We start from the raw sequence: 18,920 nt of genomic DNA, 5'->3' as shown, positions 1-18,920 counted from the left end.
GCTCTGGCCTGCCGGCCTGTTCCCTTGGCTGAAAACCCCACCAACCCGAACGGACGGGCCTGCGGGGGGCCATCCTGCCCGAACAGTTGGGCCCCCGGCAGGCGAGGAAGTCAGCGATCGGTGCTGAATCGGCAACTGACGACTGCCGACAGCCCGCTCAGTCGTGGCTGGCCTTGAACCGAGCGCGGTCGCGGTCCGCGGTCGCGTCGTTGTGCAGGTCGTCGCCCAGATCGACGCGGACCCAGTGCAGCTTGCCGGTGAACGCGTTGTCCCCCACCGGGTAGTCGTCGGTGACCGGGGTCGCGCGGTCGACGCCGATGTCGAAGGTCTCGTCGAAGGCGAAGTAGTACGGGATGGTCTTCGGGATCAGTACCTCACCGACCTGTTCACCGTCAACGTGCAGCGCCACGTCACCGCCCTGGCCAACGCCACCACCGTGGTAGGAGAACTCCATCCGGATCTCGTGACGCCCGCCCGCCAGCGGAACGCGTGCCCGCGCCGCGTGCACCTCCAAGCCGAAGTAGTTGTAGGCGTAGCACAGCCGCCCCTCGTGGAAGTACACCGACCAGCCACCGAAACGGCCGCCCTGCGCGACGATCACCCCCGTCGCTGAGCTGTCGCCGGTCTCGACCTGGGCTGTCACTCCGTGCGAGCGGTTCTTGACGTTGGGCGCCGTTTCCTCCGTCAGCCGCTTCGCTCCGCCATGGAAGGTGATCGATCGGCGATCTCCCACGAGGTCGAGCCGTCCGGCCTCCATCGGGTTCTCCCGCTCGGTCATCCGGTCGTCGAGCGGGAACACGTTGTGCCTGCTCGCCTCGATGAGGAACAGCTGTTTGAGCTCGTTCAGCTTGCCCGGGTGCTCGGCGGAGATGTCGCGCGCCTGCGTCCAGTCCGCGGTGGTGTCGTAGAGCTCCCACACGTCGTCGTCGAAAGAGCGGCGCTGGTCGCCTTGCACCATCTCCCACGGCGTGCCGTGGCGGGTCACCGCCATCCAACCGTCGCGGTAGATGCCCCGGTTGCCGACCATCTCGAAGTACTGCAGCCGATGCCGGTCCGGCGCTTCTACTGCATTGAAGCTGTAGAGCATGCTGGTGCCCTCGATCGGCTGCTGGGCGACACCGTCCACCTCGACCGGGTGCGGGATGCCTGCGGCTTCGAGGACTGTGGGCACGATGTCGATCACGTGGTGGAACTGGTGGCGCACCCCGCCCCGCTCGGCTATCCCGCGCGGCCAGTGCACCACCATGCCGTCCCGCGTTCCTCCGAAGTGCGAGGCGACCTGCTTGGTCCACTGGTAGGGGGTGTTCATTGCCAACGCCCAACCCACCGGGTAGTGCGCATGGGTCGTGGCACCGCCCAACGCATCCGCGTTTTCGACAATGAATTCGGCGGTGTCGGGTATGCCGCTGGCGAACCGGTGCTCGTTGAGGGTGCCGCCGAGTCCTCCCTCAGCGGATGCCCCGTTGTCACCGAGAATGTAGATGAACAGCGTGTCGTCCAGCTCGTCGAGCTCCTCCAACGCATCCACGAAGCGCCCCACCTGGTCATCGGTGTGCTCGGCGAAACCCGCGTAGAGCTCCATTAGCGACGCGGCCGCCCGCTGCTCCGTCGCCGACAGCTCGTCCCAGTGCGGCACGCCTTCCGCCCACGGCGCCAGCTCAGCATCCTCGGGCACCACGCCGAGTACTTTCTGGCGCCGCAGGGTGATTTCCCGCTGCCGGTCCCAGCCGTGGTCGAACTCGCCCTCGTACTTGTCCCGGTACGCGCGGGGAACGTGGTAGGGCGCGTGCGTGGCGCCGAAGGGCAGGTAGACGAAGAACGGGTGGTCCGGCTTCAACGACCGCTGGTCCCGCACCCAGTCGATCGCGTGATCGACGAGGTCCTCCGACAAGTGGTAGCCGTCCTCCGGGCGGCGCGACGGTTCCACCGGAGTCGTCCCGTCGAACAGCAGCGGGTACCAGTGGTTCATCTCGGCGCACAGGAACCCGTAGAACTTCTCAAAACCCTCCCCCGTGGGCCACCGGTCGAACGGCCCGGCGGCGCTCACGTCGCGGGCCGGGGTCTGGTGCCACTTGCCGAACGCCGCGGTGTTGTAGCCATTCTCCCGCAGCACCTGCGCCACAGTGGCGGCACTGCGGGGCCGGATCCCGCTATATCCCGGTGCGGCGCTGGCCATCTCGGTGGTAACCCCCATGCCCACCGAATGGTGGTTGCGCCCGGTCAGCAGCGCCTGCCGGGTCGGCGAGCAGATCGCGGTGACGTGGAAGCGGCTGTAGCGCAACCCGCCGTCGGCGAGCCGTTCGGCGGTCGGCATCCGGCACGGCCCGCCGAACGCGCTGGGAGCGCCGAAACCCATGTCGTCGATGAGCACGACCACCACGTTCGGCGCTGCCTCCGGAGGTCGCACCGGTTGGACGGGTTCGAACCGGGGCTCCTGATCGCGCACGTCCACGGACGTGACCGAGGCGCCAACCACATCCGGAATCGGCAAACGCTCGCGGGAAACGACTGCATCGTTCATTCAGACCTCCTGGACAACATCCGGGTCCTGCCCGAGCTGTGGAACGGCAGCATTCAGCGAAACGGATTAGGGTGTAGATTTTGATCATCTTTCCCCAACCCGGACACGTGTGCAAAAATTGCCTCGTCCGTGCACATTCGCGACGCTTCGTGATCGCTTCGGCGGCGTCGCATCGCGGCTGCGGTGATCACGCCGCGCGTCTGGCCGAGAGCGAATGCCGCCTGGCGTGCCTGGCTGTCGGGCTCGATCCCGCAAATGGGATTCACCACGCTGACAAGCCAGATCGCGATTCGCAGGCGCTGGATCTGCTGGAAATCCTGTGACCGGACATCGATCCTTGTGTTCGCGGCGAAAGCCGAACCGGTTGTTCGCAAGCTGCTATCCGGCAACCCGGTCAACATCGAACAGGTCACAGCCGAAACCGGCGTTCCTGCCGACGCCATCGCACGCACATTCGTAGACGAGGGTGTCTGCGCCGAGCTGACGCCTGAGCTGGCCGCTGGCTTTCTACAGCTCGGCAAGTAGCTGGTCGGCCGCTGCCCGCGCCGGTCCCGACAATGGTGTCGGCACGCCGAGCCGGGCAGCGGCCCTTACCGCGTTTGCCGCCTGAAGCAGCATGGCCAACTTTCCCGAACGCGTATCCAATTCGGCAGCGAATACCTGCCGGACCCGCGTGGCCAGCTCCGGGACCGGCAAAGACGCTTGCCACAAACATGCCGCGTCAAGTCCGCGTGGCGCACGGCCCCAATCCTCCCAATCGATCAGGTATCCGTCGGTGGTCACGTTGTCCCAGTGAACATCCGTGTGCGCGGTGCTCCACTCGTCCACCGTGGTATCCGCACCGTCGCCGAAAATCTCGGTAATGCGGCGGGTCACGTGCTTCTGACTCATGCCGATGCGCGTGGTTGAGTACGCGGTGAGCTGATCAAGCGATGACGACAGGCCAGCCCACCACGAATCCGGCAGGGTCAGGGCGGTATCGGGACTACTGACCGTCGGGGCCGTGACGAGCTGCACCTCATCCGCACGCCACACCATCCCCCGCGCTTTGTCATCCCACGTCGCCGACTGGAACCACGAGGGTTTACGGACACCTGGAATGGTGGCGGATTCTTCGAGGCCGATCCACGTTTGCCCGCCAGCACGTTCGCGGTTGCGGCGTTCAATGCGCACCCATGTGCCGGCCGTGGTGCGGTAGCCCTCAGACGCGCCGGACTCCCCGTACACAACAGAGGACCGGTCAAGCCGGACGGAAAGGGCGTGTTCGGCGCGCTCTACCACGTCGTCGTGCGCGGTGTGGCGAACATCAATCACAGCGGTCACGGTAGCCGAACCGTCACCACGGAGAAACCAGACCGGCCGGGAGACATCACAGTCACCCCGACCGGTCTGTCGTGTCTACATCCTGATCACGCCAAGGCTGGTACCCACAAGGGGTAGTTCCACCGGCTCAGGTCCGCGGTTCCGGTTACGTTAGGTCGAATTTTAGCGAGCTTGTCCGGGTTACCGACAGATGATCAAAGTCTACTCCCTGACTCGCATTCGGCGGAACTGGCGAACGGAAAATCCGAAACGGCGAGACCCCGCCCTCGCGTTATCCACGGGACGGGGTCTCGCCAGCTCTCAGCGCTGATTGCGCGCAGCCCGCTCGGCGCGGGCCGACCTGCACCTCGGGATCAGACGAGGTCGAACCGGTCGAGGTTCATCACCTTGTCCCACGCCGCGACGAAGTCGCGCACGAACTTCTCCTTCGCGTCGTCACTCGCGTAGACCTCTGCGAGCGCGCGCAGCTCCGAGTTCGAGCCGAAGACGAGGTCGGCGCGGCTGCCGGTCCACTTGACCTCGCCCGAGGCGTCGCGAGCCTCAAAGGTCTGCGCGTCCTCCGACGTCGATTTCCACGTGATGCCCAGGTCGAGCAGGTTCACGAAGAAATCGTTGGTCAGCTTCCCCGGGGTGTCGGTGAGAACACCGAGCTCCGAGGAGTCGTAATTCGCACCGAGAACCCGCAGACCACCGACGAGCACAGTCGTCTCCGGCGCGCTCAGCGTGAGCAGGTTCGCCTTGTCCAGCAGCAGGAACTCGGCCGGGAGCCGGCTGCCCTTGCCAAGGTAGTTGCGGAATCCGTCCGCGGCGGGCTCCAGCGCGGCGAAGGACTCCGCGTCGGTCTGCTCCGACGAGGCGTCGACGCGACCCGGCGTGAACGGCACCTCGACCTCGTGGCCGCCGGCCTTGGCGGCCTGCTCGACGGCCGCACACCCACCGAGCACGATCAGGTCGCCCAGCGAGACCTTCTTGCCCCCGGTCTGTGCGGCGTTGAACGACTCCTGGATGCCCTCCAGGGTGCTCAGCACCCTCGCCAGCTGGTCGGGGTTGTTGACTTCCCAACCCTTCTGCGGCTCCAGGCGGATCCGCGCGCCGTTGGCGCCACCGCGCTTGTCGCTGCCGCGGAACGTCGAGGCCGACGCCCACGCGGCTGAGACCAGCTGCGAGACGTCCAGACCCGAGTCGAGGATCTTGGCCTTCAGATCGGCGATTTCCTCGGCACCGATGAGTTCATGGTCGACCACCGGGAGCGGGTCCTGCCACAGCAGGGTCTCCTCCGGAACCTCCGGGCCGAGGTAGAGCGACTTCGGCCCCAGGTCCCGATGGGTCAGCTTGAACCACGCCCGGGCGAAGGCGTCCGCGAACTCGTCGGGGTTCTCCATGAAGCGCCGCGCGATCGGCTCGTAGATCGGGTCGTACCGGAGCGCGAGGTCAGTCGTCAGCATGTTCGGCGCGATCCGCTTCGACGAGTCGTGGGCGTGCGGCACCGTGCCTTCGCCTGCGCCGCCCTTCGGCTTCCACTGCTTTGCGCCGGCCGGGCTTTCGGTCAGCTCCCACTCGAAGCTGAAGAGGTTCCAGAGGAAGTTGGTGCTCCACCTCGTCGGCGTCGAAGTCCAGGTAACCTCGAGACCGCTGGTGATGGTGTCCGCTGCGTTTCCGGCGCCGAAGGAGTTCTTCCAGCCCAGGCCCTGCTCCTCCAGCGGGGCGGCCTCGGGGTCGGCCGCGAGGTTGCTGTCGGGCGCCGCGCCGTGGGTCTTGCCGAAGGTGTGACCACCGGCGATCAGCGCGACCGTCTCCTCGTCGTTCATCGCCATGCGGCCGAACGTCTCGCGGATGTCGCGGGCCGCGGCGATCGGGTCCGGGTTGCCGTTCGGGCCCTCCGGGTTGACGTAGATGAGGCCCATTTGGACCGCCGCCAGCGGCTTTTCGAGGTCACGGTCACCGGTGTAGCGCTCGTCGCCGAGCCACGTGGTCTCGGGGCCCCAGTACACGTCCTCGTCGGGCTCCCAGACGTCCTCGCGACCACCGGCGAAGCCGAAGGTCTTGAAGCCCATCGACTCCAGGGCGACATTACCGGCCAGGATCAGCAAGTCGGCCCACGAGATGTTCTGGCCGTACTTCTTCTTGACCGGCCACAGCAGCCGACGGGCCTTGTCGAGGTTGACGTTGTCCGGCCAGCTGTTCAGGGGCGCGAAGCGCTGCTGCCCGGCACCGGCGCCACCGCGGCCGTCGCTGACGCGGTACGTGCCCGCGCTGTGCCACGCCATCCGGATGATCAGCGGACCGTAGTGCCCGAAGTCGGCCGGCCACCAGTCCTGCGAGGTCGTGAGCACTTCTTCGATGTCCCGCTTGACGGCGGGCAGGTCGAGGCGCTTGAACGCCTCGGCGTAGTTGAACTCCTCACCCAGCGGGTTGGCCACCGGCGGGTTCTTCGCGAGGATCTTCACGTTGAGCCGGTTCGGCCACCACTGGCGGTTTCCCCCGCCTTCGGTCGGGTGCGGGGCGCGTCCGTGCGCGACCGGGCACTGGCCTGCGCTCTCCTCCTGCGCCTCGCCAACAACGGGGTCAGTGCTGTCAGTCACGGGAATCCTTTCGGGCTCATCAGCGGGTTTTTTCTGGATCTGGATCGGGGGAACAGGCCGGGCACAGTCCCCAGTAGATGACCTCGGCCTCGTCGATCGTGAAGCCGCGGGCATCGGAGGCAGTCAAGCAGGGCGCGGCTCCCACAGCGCAGTCGACGTCGACGATGACGCCGCACGACCGGCAAGCGAGGTGGTGGTGGTTGTCTCCGATCCGCGCCTCATAGCGGGCCAAGGACCCCATCGGCTGGATGCGACGCAGCAAACCCGCGGCGGTCAGCGCGCGCAGCACGTCGTAGATGGCCTGGTGGGACACCTTGGGAAGATCTTTGCGCACGGCACCGATGATCGATTCCGTGTCGGCGTGCGGGTGATCATGCACCGCAGACAGCACTGCCACCCGAGGACGGGTCACGCGCAGTGCAACCCCGCGCAGCATTTGCTCGAGGTCAGCAGTCGTTGGCACGCGCCGCAGTCTGGTCCATTTTCTTGAATTAATCAAGAGTGAAGCAATGCTCATCCCGCACGCGCGTCCGAATCGTGACTCCGGGAACCCCACAGGCCGCTCCAGCCGTACCAGCCTAAGCCGCGCGGGATGTGGGTGCGTCCATGAACGCGGTGACCTCTAAGGCCAACGGCTGGGACTGGACTGCGCGTTGCGATCCTGCCGACAGCACAGCCGCCACTCCGGGCTCTTGATGTCCTGCCTGGTGGCGCAGGACGGTTTCGAGGCGCTGCACCGACCGGTGCAGCCAGCGGGTACCAGCAGGCATGACCCGTGATCGTCGGACTTCCGCGGATGACGAGTCGTACGCTGCCGGAAACTCTCGCAAGAAGTTCTACGGGTGTGTCGATCCACGACATCATCCGTTCGACCTAGGGGTGAGAGGGTCCGAGAGAGACCGGACGGCCCAGGGAGACAAAACCATGAAGTACATGTTGATCATGCGCGCCAACGACGAGGCCTACGCGGGGATGGCGGACGTCGATTTCAACGAGATGCTCGAGACCGTCGGCAAGTACAACGACGAGATGATCCGGGCCGGCGTGCTGGTCGCCGCGGAGGGGCTCGACGACGCCGCCGAAGGCGTGGTCGTCGACTACTCCTCCGAGCCGCCCGTGGTCACCGACGGCCCGTACGGCGAGACCAAGGAGCTCTTCGGCGGGTTCTACATCCTCAACGTGGCGTCGAAGGAGGAGGCCGTCGAGTGGGCCAAGCGATCGCCGATGACCGGCCCGGGCTTCAAGACCGAGATCCGCCGGGTCGCCACGATCGACGAGTTCCCGCAGGACAACGAGTGGATCAAGCGGGAGCGGGCGTGGCGCGAAGCCACCGGCCAGCTCTGAGCGGATCGACGGGCGATGGCCGATCCACCGGCCGTGAGGCCGTCGCCGCCGTTTGGCGGATCGAGTCCGCGCGGATCGTCGGTGCACTCGCGCGGTACACCGGCGATTTCGCGCTGGCCGAGGACCTCGCCCAAGAAGCGCTGGCCGAGGCACTCGTGACCTGGCCGCGCGACGGCGTACCCCGAAACCCCGCGGGGTGGCTGCTCACCGTCGGCCGGCGCCGCGCGATCGACGCGTTCCGCCGTCGCTCCGCCCTCAACGAGAGGTACGCCGCCCTCGCCCACAACCTCGGCGAGGGCGGCGTCGCCTCGGGCAGCGGACCCGCCGACCCGGCCCGGGACGCCGAGGACGCGCTGTGGGATCCGGACCAGATCGACGACGACGTGCTCGCGTTGATGTTCATCTCCTGCCACCCCGCGCTGTCGGGAGAGGCGAGGGTGGCACTCACCTTGCGGGTAGTCGGCGGTCTGACGAGCGACGAGATCGCCAGGGCGTTCCTCATTCCCACAGCAACCGTGCAGGCCCGGATCACCCGGGCGAAGAAGGCCCTCGGGGCGGCCCGGGTGCCATTCGAGGTGCCGTCGGCAGAGAAGCGGGCCGAGCGGCTCGGCTCGGTGCTCAGCGTCGTCTACCTGATCTTCACCGAAGGTTCGTCGGCCAGCTCCGGTGACCACTTGCTCCGACTCGACCTGGCTAGCGAGGCGCAGCGCCTCGCGCGTGTGCTGGCCCGGCTGGTGCCGAACGAACCCGAGGTCCACGGCCTGTTGGCGCTGCTCGAACTGACCGCGGCGCGCTTCCCCGCCCGCACCGGAGCGGACGGCGAGCCAGTGCTGCTGGAGCAGCAGGACCGTCGCCGCTGGGACCGCGCCGCGATCCGCCGGGGACGAACCGCCCTGGCCCGCGCGGCGCAGATCGGCCGGGGGCTGGGCGCCTACGGCTTGCAGGCGGCGATCGCCGAGTGCCATGCCGTCGCTGCGTCCGTCGACGAGACGAACTGGGAACGCATCGTGCTCATCTACGAGGCCCTGGGCAGGCTCGCGCCGTCACCGGTGGTCGACCTGAACCGAGCGGTGGCGGTCTCCATGGCCCGGGGACCGGCTGCAGCGCTGACGATCGTGGACGAGCTGGTGGCCGCTGATGCGCTGTCGAACTCGCACCTGCTGCCGAGCGTTCGCGGAGAACTGCTCACCCGCATTGGACGCGCCGACGAGGCGCGCTCCGAACTGGAGCTCGCAGTGCGCCTGTGCGGAAACGAGCGCGAAAGGGCGGTGCTGGAGGGCAAGCTCGCCGACCTCGGCTGACCGGGCCGGAGATGACGATCGGCGCCAATCCACCACTGTTCGTCGCCCGCTGTTCATCCGTCGCTCTCCAGCGCCCGATAGCGTGGCGGCACCCAGGGAGGCCAGGCGTGCCACCCGCCGGACCAGGCGAGCCCCGAAAATGCCGGTGACCAGGCAAAACACCGCCATTTGCGGAACTCGTCCAACGGACGGCGATCGGAGAACGCAATCGACCTAGCCGATCCGCCGCTGGCCAGTCGCGATATCCGCGCCCGCACGCGTCTCGCCCGCGGCACGAACGCACGCTGCAAACCGCCCGAGCGTCAACGAGGCAGCTGCAGCACGGCCGGCTCGAACACGGCGGAGTTTCGGTTCGGCAGTGCGCGTTTCGTCTCGGTGCGTGATGCGAAGGGCTGACGTCGGGTTCGATTTCACGCATGATCGACCGGCTCGATGCGTCCGGTTGCATCGAGCGGGTCCGCGAGCCCCGGGACCGGCGGGAAGGTGCTCATCGAGCGCACCACCGAAGGACTGGACCGCATCCGCGCCTACTACGCCGGACTGGCCGCCTGCACCTTCGACGAGCTCACCGGCCTCACCGACACGGAGCTCGCCTTCGTGCTGTGCTTCAGCCACCTGGCCCGGGACAACACCGCAGCCGAACCCACCAGGCTCCGAGCCACCTCACCCGGCCCTGGTCGGAGACGAGCACGTCGAAAAGGTCCACGTCCGCAAGAACAGCACTCCGACCTACGTCGCGATCATCATCCATTTTAGGATTTTCCCGGTGGCTTCCGGCAATGACAGGTTTCCGCGTCTCATGCTGCTGCGGGCACCCCGGTCACTTGATCCTCCCGATCAGCGAATGGGCCAGGGCGTCGAAGGAACCGCGGACCTCAACGGGCATCGACAGCGAGGCGAGGCAGTCGTCGACCCCGGCGAGATGCCTGGCAGCTTCCCGCTCGGCGAACCCACGCCCGCCAGCCTCCTCGATGAGCTCCGCCGCTAGCCGTAGGCCGAAGTCGGTTCGCACACCGCGCCCGAGCAGATCCCCCAGCCGCGAGCTCGCGGGCACCTCAGCGGTCAGCGCAGCAATCACCGGGAGCGTCCGCTTGGCCTCGCGCAGGTCCCCGAACACCGGCTTGCCGGTGTTCGCTGGATCACCCCAGATGCCGAGCACGTCATCGGTGCACTGGTAGGCGAGGCCCAGATGGCGCCCGAGACGGTCGAAGCAGTCCGCAGCCGCAGCGTCGGCACCGCCTAGCAAGGCGCCGGCCGAGGCGGAGAAGGCCAGCAACGCACCGGTTTTGGCTTCGGCCATCGCCTGGTACTCGGCGATGCTTACCGCCTGCTCGCCCGTCCACGGCCGCTCGGTGAACCGAATGTCCTCGACCTGCCCCACGACGACCTCCCGCATGGCGGCGGCAAGGCGCGCAGCCGCCGCAGCGGCGTTGGGGCCACCTCCGCTGAGCAGGATCCCGAACGCCTCGGAGTGCAGCGCGTCACCGATCAGGATCGCTGCCGGAATCCCGTACTCCTTCCACACGGCCGGCTGGCCGCGTCGCAGTTCGTCGTTGTCGATGATGTCGTCGTGGATCAGGCTGAAGTTGTGCACGAGTTCAGCGGCGGCAGCGGCGGGCAACGCATCCGTTGCCGCGGCGCCGACCGCCTCCGCCGCGAGCAGGGCCAAGGTGGGCCGGATGGCCTTGCCACCGGTGAAGGAACCCCCTGCGCGCCAACCGAAGTGGTATCTGCCGATTCTCGCCAGCGACGGACCGAGCCGGTCAACGAGATGCCGCAACACCGGTTCAGTGAGCGCGCGAGCGCGTCGAATCGCGCCTGAGCCCAACTCGTTATCACGGCTTGCGGTGGCCGGAAACGTCGTCATGATCCGCCTCTATCCTGGTATCGCTTTTGACCCGATCGACGCTATCCATCCGAGGAGTCCGCCGTATCGGCCGAAGTGCCAGCAAAGATCAACCGATCGACCGAGACAACGGCTTGAGAACTCATACTTTCGGCCCGGCTCAGCCACCGCGGTGGACATCGGTCGTGGAATCCGGATGGCCCGGTTCGCCGACGCCAGGGCCGGAACCGACGAACATCCGCTCCAGCATAGTTCGATCACGCCGGGCCGTTGGCGTGCCGATGAAGTAGGTGCCGAACTCGCCGTCCCCGCCTTCGCCAGCGGGTTTTCGCGGGAAGCATGCAGGACCAGTCACCCTTCGGCAACATCGACGTGGACGGTGTCTCCCCACGCGACCTCGATTCGGGTTTCCGCACGCCGGGAACGTCCAAGACGCGGCTCTGACCACTTGATAGGCGTGGTCGATCGTCAGCCGGATGCGGGGCGTGGATCGCTGCTGAGCACGTCGTACGCGCGGACGTTCCGCGCGACCTGCACCAACACTCGGGTCAGCACCGAGCCGGGTTCCACCGCGCTGGTGACGAGCGCGATCTCAGCGGTGACGGACGGGTTCTCCAGCCGCAGCACGCGCGCACCTACCGGTGGGCGCAGGGTTCGGATCCAAGTTTGCGGAATGACGCTCGCCCACCTGCCGGTGCCCACGTGCGCGAGCAGCGCGACCACGGAGTCAGCCTCGATCTGCGGCGTCACCTCGAGGTCCTGGGTGGCCAGCGCGTCGTCGATGAGCTGGCGGCCGCGCATTCCCGCGGTGAGCAGGCACATCGGCAGTTCCAGCGCATCAGCCCAGCTGATGGTCTCCGATTGGCCGGTGAGCAGCTCGGTGCTGGCGATGAGCACGTGCTGCTCCTCGTACAGCGGGGTGACCACGAGGTCGGTGATGTTCGGCCCGTCAGGGTAGATGACCCCTGCGTCCAGCTCGAAGCGGCGGATCCGTTCGACGATCTCCGAAGATCGCAGGCTCGTCTCCAGTTGCACGCGCACCAGCGGGTGCTCGGCGCAGAGCGGATCGGTGAGCAGCGCGACGGTGCTCGCGGCAGCCGGGATCACCCCGAGCCGGAGCTCGCCGGTGAGACCGGTCTGCAGCGCAGTCACTTCTTGCTTGAGCGCGTCGTGATCCGCCAGGATGCGCCGCGCCCACAGCACGAGCCGCTCGCCTTCGGGGGTGAGGCCTTCGAAGGTGCGCCCACGCCGGACCAGCGGAACCTTCAGCTCCTGTTCGAGCTTGCGGATGGCTTCGGACAGTGCTGGTTGGGACACGTAGCAGGCGCTCGCGGCGCGGGCGAAGTGCCGCTCCCGCGCGAGTGCCACGAAGTACTCGAGCTGGCGGAAAAGCATGACTCATTCGACCACGCCGAGCCCGGAGAACCGACGAACGCGGTGTTTCGCGCCGTCGCCATGGCCTGGTCCCCCGCGGGCGGGGGCTCCAATTGATGGCCTCCGACGATGTTTGCGACTTTCTGATAAGCCATGCCTATGATTTCAAGGCGTTTCCGCTTGGACGTGGCGGCCAGCCGGCGGTCAAACTCACCACCCGCGATGCGGGCGGCGGTGCCGGACCGTCGATCCCGGCGCAACCGCAGTTCGGTGGGTTGTGCACTCGATCGATCTTCGTGACCGCCGTGCTGTTTTCCAATGAGCTGTTTGTTCAGCGCGCCACTACGGGCTGGCGGGCGCTGGGGTCTTCACCGCACTGATCATGCTGATGACAAATCTGGCCGCTCCCGCCGAACCGTTGACGCTGCGCACCGACCGCGTGATCGACACGCTGATCGGCGTCGCCGCCGGTGTCACGGCCGCGACCATCATCCGCCTGTTCCATCGAGGTCGGGTATGGGAGGCACCAGGTCAGTCCTGGCCGAGCAGGGGCTGGCCTGCGTCGTAGACCAGCACGCCTCGGTCGGCGACCAGCCGCGCCTGAGGGCTGGGGCGGTGCGGTCGCACCGTCCCATCGTGCATCAGGTGGGCGACCTCCACCCCGCGGACCAGGGTCAGGAAGTCGGCGATCATCTTGCGGTGGCAACGCCACCACACCGACTCGGCGCACATCACCGCAGTCGGTTCCGCAGCCGAGTCGGCCAGCAGGTCGTCGATGGCGACCCGGAAACCGGCGGAGCGCATGTACTCGGCGTAACCGCTGAACGACCGGTTGCGCAGCGCGGTGTCGGGGCTGTCCGGGTGCCCCCGCCGCCACCCGCCGAGCCGGGCGTCCCACCGGTAACCGATGTCGGCCTCCGGCAACCACTGCGACATCGCCGACCGCGTCGCATCGGGGTTGTACCGGCTGCCGGGTGCGGTGCGCAGTCGACCAGCATGTGGACGCCGGCGCCGCGTAGCAGGCCGGTCATGGTCGAGGCGTTGGCGGTGCCGTGTCCGAAGGTCAACACCTGCATCGGGACCACGTCTGTCGTGCAAGGACCGCAGCGGTCGTCGATGCTGCCGAGTCTGCTTCCCGGATGTGGAAGCGGACTCTCGCCCAGCGGTTCTCGCGCTCGTTCGGCAATCTCACGACAACCTCCCGTGGCAATTGACGCAGACCCGTCGCATCGCGGCCAGGTAGCGGTGCGGGACCGAATTCGAATTCGGCTGGGCACGGCCCGCTCGGTTTCCTCCACGACGTCGAAACGGCCGCGTCACCACGACCGCCGACCGGATTCGGGCAGCTCGTCACCCAGCACCAGCGGCTCCACCGTCGGACGACGATCAAGTGATAGGCGATACCTGCCAGACCGGCGCACGAGCTTGTAAGCCGCGACCGGTGACGCCGAACACGCGAGGTCGAGGCCGAAGCGCTCGGTTCGTCGCTAGATAAACGGCGCCTATCACTTGATCGGCACTGCTTCTTTGACTTCCCCACGCGGGCGGCAAACGCTGGATCGGCGGTGGATTTTCGGGCCCGCCGCCAGCTGGGCGAGTGCCGGCGATGGATGCTAGGGGTGGCCACATCATGAGCAAGATCGAAGGTCCTGGCGAGGACAACCTCTCGGTCGTCGCGCCGAAGACCTGGGCGGCCGGTGTGCCCGCCGTGGCGCACGCCCTGGAGTACTCGCTGCGCCAGACCACGCCTCGCCGGACGATGCTGACGCTGTTGAACGTCAACCAGGCGAAGGGAATCGACTGCCCCGGTTGCGCGTGGCCGGACCCGAAGCACCGGCACATGAACGAGTACTGCGAGAACGGCGCCAAGCACATCAACGACGAGGCGACCACGCGCCGGGTCACCGCCGACTTCTTCCGGCAGCACCCCGTCTCCGAGCTGGCGCAGCAGTCCGACCAGTGGCTCAACCACCAGGGCCGGCTCACCGAGCCCGTGGTCAAACGGCCCGGCTCGGACCACTACGAGCCGATCACCTGGGACGCCGCGTTCGACCTGCTCGCCGACGAGCTGCGGGCGCTCGGCTCCCCGAACGAGGCGTTGTTCTACACCTCGGGTCGGCTCAACAACGAGGCCGCATTCCTGCTCCAGCTGTTCGCACGGGCGTTCGGCACCAACAACCTGCCCGACTGCAGCAACATGTGCCACGAATCAAGCGGATCCGCGATGCAGCAGACGTTGGGTGTTGGCAAGGGCAGCGCGAGCCTGGACGACATCCACCACAGCGACCTGGTCTTCGTCGTCGGCCAGAATCCTGGCACGAACCATCCGCGGATGCTGTCGGCACTCGAACAGACCAAGCGCAACGGCGGTCAGGTCGTGGCCGTGAACCCGTTGCCCGAGGCCGGGCTCATCCGGTTCAAGAACCCCCAGAAGGCTCGCGGGGTGATCGGCCGCGGCACCGCGATCGCGGACCAGTTCCTGCAGATCCGCCCCGGCGGTGACCTCGCGCTGTTCAAGGCGCTGAACCAGCTGCTGCTGGAGGCCGAGGACGCCAACCCGAGCACCGTGCTCGACCACGAGTTCATCCAGGCCAACACCAGCGGTTTCGCGGAGTTCGCCGAGCGCGCCCGCGAGATCACCTGGGACGAGGTCCGCGCCGCCACCGGGCTGACCCGCGAGGAGATCGAGCAGGTGCGCGATCGGGTCCTGGCCAGCAAGAGCACCGTCGTCTGCTGGGCGATGGGGTTGACGCAGCAGAAGCACGGCGTCCCCACCATCCGCGAGATCGTCAACTTCCTGCTGCTGCGCGGGAACATCGGCAAGCCCGGAGCCGGTACCTGTCCGGTGCGGGGCCACAGCAACGTGCAGGGCGACCGCACCATGGGCATCTGGGAGCGGATGCCGCAAGGCTTCCTGGATGCGCTGGAGCGCGAGTTCGGGTTCACGCCGCCGACCGAGCACGGCTGGGATTCGGTGGATTCCATCCGCGCCATGCGCGACGGCCGCGCCAAGTTCTTCCTCGGTGTCGCCGGCAATTTCGTGCGGGCCGCGCCGGACAGCGAGATCACCGAGCAGGCGATGCGCCGCTGCCGGCTGACCGCGCACATCTCGACCAAGCTGAACCGCTCCCACGCGGTGTGCGGCGAAACCGCGCTGATCCTGCCGACGCTCGGGCGCAGCGACCGGGATGTCCAGGCCGGCGGCGAGCAGTTCGTCACCGTCGAGGACTCGATGAGCGAGGTGCATGCCTCGCGCGGTCGCTTGGAACCCGCCTCGGAGGTGCTGCTCAGCGAGGTGGCGATCATCAGCCGGCTGGCTCGCCGGACCCTGGGCGACAACCCCGCCATCCCGTGGGAGGAATTCGAGGCGGACTACGGCACGATCCGGGACCGGATTTCGCGGGTCGTGCCGGGTTTCGAGGGCTTCAACGCACGGGTGGCCGAGCCGGGCGGGTTCGCGCTGCCGAACCCGGTGAACAGCGGGGTTTTCCGGACCGCGAGCGGCAAGGCGATCTTCACCCGAAACGATTTCGAGATGCTCAAGCCGCCGGCCGGACATCTGGTGCTGCAGTCGCTGCGCTCCCACGACCAGTGGAACACCATCCCGTACGCGCCGAACGACAGGTACCGGGGAATCCACAACGCGCGGCGGGTGGTGCTCGTCAATCCGGCCGATCTGAACGCGCTCGGACTCGCCGATCGCGCCGAAGTGGACCTGGTGAGCGTGTGGCACGACGGGGTGGAGCGGCGTGCGCGCAACTTCCGGGTGGTCGGCTATCCGACGACGCCTGGTTCTGCCGCCGCGTACTACCCGGAGACCAACGTCCTGGTGCCGTTGGACAGCGTGGCCGACATCAGCAACACACCTACCTCCAAGGGAATCGTGGTCCGGCTCGAGCCGCTCGCCGGCGCGACGCCCGCGTTCGCTGTGTAACCACAGCGTTGGCACACGAAGTCGGCTACGACGAGGACCACAACGTGGGCAGGCGCGACCACAGGTGCGGGAATTCTTCCCGCAGCACACGGAATGTGAAGCCTTTGACCTGGTTCGCCACGTACGACGCCGACGATTTGGGGTCGTGCTTGACGAACAGGTGCACGTGCTCAGGCATCATTTCAGTGCCACGATCGCCCACCCCCGTTCGCCGGCCTTCACGCGGATCAGTTCTTCCAGTCGTGCCGCGACCCGACCACCAAGGACCGAGCGGCGTTACTTCGGGCACCACACCACGTGCAGCCCAAGGTCGTACACGCCACCGGAAAACCGGCGAACCTTTATGACACATGTATAACGAATAACGAAGGGAGGAGGCGAGAAAGACCCAATGCTTGCGAAACGTAGCGGCGATTCACCCCGCTGCTAAAGCAGCGGGTCCCCTCGCCGAAAAATCATGGGACGAGTCACCGCGCGGCGGCGTGTGCTGCGCATCCGCGAGGGAGTGCCGTCACAGCGCCCGGACACCCTCGCGGCCGAGGAACCGATGGAGATCCGGGTCGCCGGCCGTCCCCTCACCGTGACCATGCGCACCCCCGGGCACGACTTCGACCTCGCGGTCGGGTTCCTGGTGAGCGAAGGTGTCGTCCACGCCAGCGAGGACGTGGCCGGGATCCGCTACTGCGCGGGCGCCACCGCCGATGGCTCCAACACCCTGAACGTGGTCGACGTGGCTCTGGCGTCCGGGGTGGCGCCACCCGACGCGTCGTTGGAACGGAACTTCTACACGACGTCCTCGTGCGGACTGTGCGGCAAGGCCAGCCTGGACGCGGTGCGCACCACGACGACCTGGCCGCTCGGCGAGGACTCGCTGCGCATCGACCTGGAAACGCTGACGACCCTCCCCGACCGGCTGCGCGCGGCCCAGCGGGTGTTCGACAGCACCGGCGGCCTGCACGCCGCCGGACTGTTCACCGCCGACGGTCAGCTCACCTGCCTGCGCGAGGACGTTGGGCGGCACAACGCGGTGGACAAGGTCATCGGCGACGCCCTGCGCGCGGACCGGCTGCCGCTTCGGGACTCGGTGCTGATGGTCAGCGGCCGGGCGTCCTTCGAACTGGTCCAGAAAGCGGTGATGGCCGGCATCCCGACGCTGGCGGCCGTGTCCGCCCCTTCCTCCCTCGCGGTGGATCTCGCGGCGGACTCCGGGATGACGCTCATCGGCTTCCTGCGCGGCACCTCCATGAACATCTACACCGGAGCGGAACGGGTGCAACCGGACCTCGTCGCAGCCGGAACCGGCGCCTGATAAACGTGGCTTATCAGTGCAGTACGGGCCAAACGATCATCGTTCGCCCGTGAAACTTCGTCCCGTTCTCGAAGGATGGAACCGTCCGTCCCGGAAGGGCTGCCGCCAGCCGGGCCGTCACCTGGGGTCGAGCACGAACACGGGAATCTGCCGGTCGGTCTTCTCCTGGTACTCGGCGTACGACGGGTAGGCCGCGACGGCACGCTCCCACCACTCGGCCCGCTCGGTGCCCTCGACCTCGCGAGCGAGGTAATTCCTGTTCTCGGTCCCGTCCTGCAGCGAGATCTCGGGGCGTGCCTTGATGTTGTAGTACCAGGTGGGGTGCTCCGGTGCGCCGCCCTTCGACGCAACCACGGCATAGCTTCCGCCCTGCTCCACGCGCATCACCGGGGTGTAGCGCAACTTACCGGTCCGCGCTCCGCGCAGCGTCAGCAGCACGATGGGCGAACCGAGGATCTCGATGCCCTCGGTGGTCCCGGTCTCGAGCACCTTCTTCGTCTGGTTTCGCACCCAGTCCGTCGGGCTGAACTCCACGTCCTCGCCTGCAGCATCCACTTCGGACGCTCCTTCCGCCGCTTACCCGTCACCACCCGATGACTGATCAGGGCGGTGAGCCCTTCGATTCCGCCGAGCCCACAATAACTCGCCCTTTCCCGAATCATGATCCGAAGCTGCGCCAGCTCCCTGACGGGTGAGGTAGGGCGCCCCGCATCACCTGCTGGCAACCTGCCCCACGAGCTCCGCCGCGACCTCGGCGGCGGCGCTCACCGTCCGTCAACGGATGGTGACCGAACGACGCGGCCAGGGCAGCGGGTCGGTCCCGTTCCGTCAGGCGGTCATCCAAGGACGAGCGGGAGTTTCGCGGCCAGTCCGCCGAGCTCGGCCTTCTCCGCGTCCGTCGGAACCCGGCGCCCGGTGCCCACCAGCAGCGCGTCCTTGTCGGAGCACGACGCGGGAAACGGTGCCCCGGCGATCGCTTCCAGCATCTCGCGGGTGCGAGCCAGGCTTTCCGCGGGCGGCCCGGCGGCGTCCGGGAGGTGCGCGATCAGGTCGAGGTGGTGCAAGGTCCACTCCAGGACGTACGCGGAGAGGTAGTCCCCCGCGGTGAGCACCTGGTCCTGGGTGCTGACCCGGACGCCCGGATCCGCGAGTTCGGCGGCCCGACCCGCGGCGGAACCGACGTCGTCGAGGTGGAACTTCAGCAGCCACGGCTGCTCGTAAGCGGCGGCCAGCCGGACGATCAGCGCGTCGAGCGGGTCGTCGCCGGTCGGCGGCGTTTTGGCGACGTTCCAGACCCTGGTGGTTAATTCTCGGGTTGAGTGAGGGTGTGTTGGGCAGGCCCGGGATGATGATCTTGCGGCAGTCTTGTGGTGTCTGGCCGCAGGA

Annotated in this window: 18 protein-coding genes; 8 read left to right on the top strand and 10 right to left on the bottom strand. The window is 67.5% G+C overall.

Annotated elements, in window-relative coordinates; genetic code table 11:
* Nucleotides 1–157: 157 nt before the first annotated feature.
* The gene (locus ACWDKQ_RS30240) at nt 158–2,521 is read right to left on the bottom strand and encodes an arylsulfatase (RefSeq protein WP_450142173.1); all 2,364 of its coding nucleotides are present in this window, start codon (nt 2,519–2,521) and stop codon (nt 158–160) included.
* A 107-nt stretch (nt 2,522–2,628) separates the two neighbouring features.
* Between ACWDKQ_RS30240 and ACWDKQ_RS30235 the strand changes: the two genes are divergently transcribed.
* Together ACWDKQ_RS30235 and ACWDKQ_RS30230 are read left to right on the top strand one after the other, a co-directional pair.
* Nucleotides 2,629–2,844, top strand: a complete 216-nt coding sequence (locus ACWDKQ_RS30235; protein WP_450142177.1) for a CRISPR-associated endonuclease Cas1 — start codon at nt 2,629–2,631, stop codon at nt 2,842–2,844.
* The gene (locus ACWDKQ_RS30230) at nt 2,777–3,046 is read left to right on the top strand and encodes a hypothetical protein (RefSeq protein WP_450142172.1); all 270 of its coding nucleotides are present in this window, start codon (nt 2,777–2,779) and stop codon (nt 3,044–3,046) included. The genes ACWDKQ_RS30235 and ACWDKQ_RS30230 overlap by 68 nt, the downstream gene beginning before the upstream one ends.
* Here ACWDKQ_RS30230 and ACWDKQ_RS30225 read toward each other — a convergent pair.
* The 3 genes from ACWDKQ_RS30225 to ACWDKQ_RS30215 form a co-directional block, all read right to left on the bottom strand.
* Entirely contained in the window at nt 3,029–3,835 is an 807-nt protein-coding gene (locus ACWDKQ_RS30225; protein ID WP_450142176.1) for a hypothetical protein, read from the bottom strand. The two genes, ACWDKQ_RS30230 and ACWDKQ_RS30225, sit on opposite strands and share 18 nt — an antisense overlap.
* Before the next feature lie 362 nt (nt 3,836–4,197).
* Nucleotides 4,198–6,426, bottom strand: a complete 2,229-nt coding sequence (gene katG / locus ACWDKQ_RS30220; protein ID WP_450142171.1) for a catalase/peroxidase HPI — start codon at nt 6,424–6,426, stop codon at nt 4,198–4,200.
* A gap of 19 nt (nt 6,427–6,445) precedes the next feature.
* The gene (locus ACWDKQ_RS30215) at nt 6,446–6,862 is read right to left on the bottom strand and encodes a Fur family transcriptional regulator (protein ID WP_450142175.1); all 417 of its coding nucleotides are present in this window, start codon (nt 6,860–6,862) and stop codon (nt 6,446–6,448) included.
* A 488-nt stretch (nt 6,863–7,350) separates the two neighbouring features.
* Here ACWDKQ_RS30215 and ACWDKQ_RS30210 point away from each other — a divergent pair, with 488 nt between their 5' ends.
* The 3 genes from ACWDKQ_RS30210 (at nt 7,351) to ACWDKQ_RS30200 (ending at nt 9,827) form a co-directional block, all read left to right on the top strand.
* Nucleotides 7,351–7,770, top strand: a complete 420-nt coding sequence (locus ACWDKQ_RS30210; RefSeq protein ID WP_450142170.1) for a YciI family protein — start codon at nt 7,351–7,353, stop codon at nt 7,768–7,770.
* Nucleotides 7,767–9,071, top strand: coding sequence for an RNA polymerase sigma factor (locus ACWDKQ_RS30205; RefSeq protein ID WP_450142174.1), 1,305 nt, complete (start codon nt 7,767–7,769; stop codon nt 9,069–9,071). The genes ACWDKQ_RS30210 and ACWDKQ_RS30205 overlap by 4 nt, the downstream gene beginning before the upstream one ends.
* A 432-nt stretch (nt 9,072–9,503) precedes the next feature.
* Nucleotides 9,504–9,827 carry a hypothetical protein gene (locus ACWDKQ_RS30200; RefSeq protein ID WP_450142169.1) on the top strand — a complete coding sequence of 108 codons (324 nt, stop codon included), beginning with the start codon at nt 9,504–9,506 and terminating at the stop codon, nt 9,825–9,827.
* 64 nt (nt 9,828–9,891) lie between these two features.
* Here the strand turns inward: ACWDKQ_RS30200 and ACWDKQ_RS30195 are convergent, their stop codons facing one another.
* Together ACWDKQ_RS30195 and ACWDKQ_RS30190 are read right to left on the bottom strand one after the other, a co-directional pair.
* Entirely contained in the window at nt 9,892–10,851 is a 960-nt protein-coding gene (locus tag ACWDKQ_RS30195) for a polyprenyl synthetase family protein (protein ID WP_450142168.1), read from the bottom strand.
* A 534-nt stretch (nt 10,852–11,385) separates the two neighbouring features.
* Nucleotides 11,386–12,312: a LysR family transcriptional regulator gene (locus tag ACWDKQ_RS30190; RefSeq protein WP_450142167.1), complete on the bottom strand. Its 927-nt coding sequence runs from the start codon at nt 12,310–12,312 to the stop codon at nt 11,386–11,388.
* 95 nt (nt 12,313–12,407) lie between these two features.
* On the opposite strand from ACWDKQ_RS30190, the gene ACWDKQ_RS30185 reads away from it, so the two are divergent.
* On the top strand, nt 12,408–12,671 hold the full coding sequence (locus ACWDKQ_RS30185) for a hypothetical protein (RefSeq protein ID WP_450142166.1): 264 nt from the start codon (nt 12,408–12,410) through the stop codon (nt 12,669–12,671).
* A 151-nt stretch (nt 12,672–12,822) separates the two neighbouring features.
* Here the strand turns inward: ACWDKQ_RS30185 and ACWDKQ_RS30180 are convergent, their stop codons facing one another.
* Complete coding sequence (locus ACWDKQ_RS30180) at nt 12,823–13,227, bottom strand: DUF488 domain-containing protein (RefSeq protein ID WP_450142165.1); 405 nt, start codon at nt 13,225–13,227, stop codon at nt 12,823–12,825.
* 694 nt (nt 13,228–13,921) lie between these two features.
* On the opposite strand from ACWDKQ_RS30180, the gene ACWDKQ_RS30175 reads away from it, so the two are divergent.
* Nucleotides 13,922–16,225 (top strand): FdhF/YdeP family oxidoreductase, encoded by a 2,304-nt coding sequence (locus ACWDKQ_RS30175; RefSeq protein ID WP_450142164.1) that lies wholly within the window; start codon nt 13,922–13,924, stop codon nt 16,223–16,225.
* Between the two features lie 25 nt (nt 16,226–16,250).
* Here the strand turns inward: ACWDKQ_RS30175 and ACWDKQ_RS30170 are convergent, their stop codons facing one another.
* Complete coding sequence (locus ACWDKQ_RS30170; RefSeq protein ID WP_450142163.1) at nt 16,251–16,403, bottom strand: IS200/IS605 family transposase; 153 nt, start codon at nt 16,401–16,403, stop codon at nt 16,251–16,253.
* A gap of 279 nt (nt 16,404–16,682) precedes the next feature.
* On the opposite strand from ACWDKQ_RS30170, the gene fdhD reads away from it, so the two are divergent.
* Nucleotides 16,683–17,534, top strand: coding sequence for a formate dehydrogenase accessory sulfurtransferase FdhD (gene fdhD / locus ACWDKQ_RS30165; RefSeq protein WP_450142162.1), 852 nt, complete (start codon nt 16,683–16,685; stop codon nt 17,532–17,534).
* 117 nt (nt 17,535–17,651) lie between these two features.
* Here fdhD and ACWDKQ_RS30160 read toward each other — a convergent pair whose 3' ends face one another.
* Both ACWDKQ_RS30160 and ACWDKQ_RS30155 read right to left on the bottom strand, forming a co-directional pair.
* Complete coding sequence (locus ACWDKQ_RS30160; protein ID WP_450142161.1) at nt 17,652–18,089, bottom strand: nitroreductase family deazaflavin-dependent oxidoreductase; 438 nt, start codon at nt 18,087–18,089, stop codon at nt 17,652–17,654.
* Nucleotides 18,090–18,370: 281 nt separating this feature from the next.
* Nucleotides 18,371–18,920, bottom strand: a 550-nt coding sequence (locus ACWDKQ_RS30155) for a maleylpyruvate isomerase N-terminal domain-containing protein (protein WP_450142160.1), incomplete at its 5' end; no start/stop codon positions are given.

The sequence above is a fragment of the Saccharopolyspora sp. NPDC000995 genome, from assembly GCF_053599315.1.
The sequence above is the reverse complement of the archived record's forward strand: the minus strand, read 5'-3'. Positions and strand labels throughout refer to the sequence as shown.